A 1,045-nucleotide genomic window follows, 5' to 3' on the forward strand; every position below is an offset into this window, starting at 1 on the left:
TCTATTGCACAAACTGCTGAAGGTGCAATGAACGAGACAACCAACATCCTGCAACGTATGCGTGATTTGTCTCTACAATCTTCAAACGGCTCAAACTCAAAATCTGAGCGTGTAGCGATTCAAGAAGAAGTAACAGCATTGAACGACGAACTGAACCGTATTGCGGAAACCACGTCTTTCGGTGGCAACAAGCTGCTTAACGGTACTCACGGTACTAAATCATTCCAAATCGGTGCGGATAACGGTGAAGCGGTAATGCTTCAACTGAAAGACATGCGCTCTGATAACGCTCAGATGGGTGGTAAGAGCTACCAAACTGAGAACGCGAAAGATAAAGACTGGAACGTTCAAGCTGGCGCAAACGACCTAAAAATGTCGTTCACTGATAACTTCGGCCAAGCACAAGAAATCGATGTGTCTGCGAAAGCGGGCGACGACATCGAAGAGCTAGCAACTTACATCAACGGTCAACAAGACTCTGTTAAAGCGTCTGTAACTGAAGACGGTAAGCTACAAATGTTTACTGGTAACAACAAAGTTGAAGGCGAAGTGGCATTCTCTGGCAGCCTTGCTGGCGAACTAGGCATGCAACCTGGCAAAGATGTAACGGTTGATACTATCGACGTAACATCAGTTGGCGGCGCACAAGAGTCTGTAGCAGTAATTGATGCGGCACTTAAGTATGTAGATAGCCACCGTGCTGAACTGGGTGCTTTCCAAAACCGTTTCGACCACGCTATCAGCAACTTAGACAACATTAACGAGAACGTTAACGCATCTAAGAGCCGTATTAAAGATACCGATTTCGCGAAAGAAACGACTCAGATGACTAAGTCTCAGATCCTTTCTCAAGCTTCAAGCTCGATTCTTGCTCAAGCGAAGCAAGCTCCGAACTCGGCACTTAGCCTACTAGGTTAATCGATTAAAAAGCCACGTTGACTATGTGTTGTTGATCATCATAGGCGTTAACGTTAGGCTTCCACAAATTAGCTCGTGGTGAGAGATGAGCGCTAAACAGACCCAGCTTCGGCTGGGTTTTTTATTG

The 1,045-nt window shown here is 45.8% G+C and carries 1 protein-coding gene; it reads left to right on the forward strand.

Going from position 1 to position 1,045, the window contains the following annotated elements; genetic code table 11:
• A partial coding sequence (locus OW495_RS22995) for a flagellin (RefSeq protein ID WP_289888554.1) occupies positions 1–918 on the forward strand: 918 nt, incomplete at its 5' end.
• Positions 919–1,045 lie beyond the last annotated feature (127 nt).

Source organism: Vibrio sp. 14N.309.X.WAT.E.F5, assembly GCF_030397615.1.
GTDB classification, from domain to species: domain Bacteria; phylum Pseudomonadota; class Gammaproteobacteria; order Enterobacterales; family Vibrionaceae; genus Vibrio; species Vibrio lentus.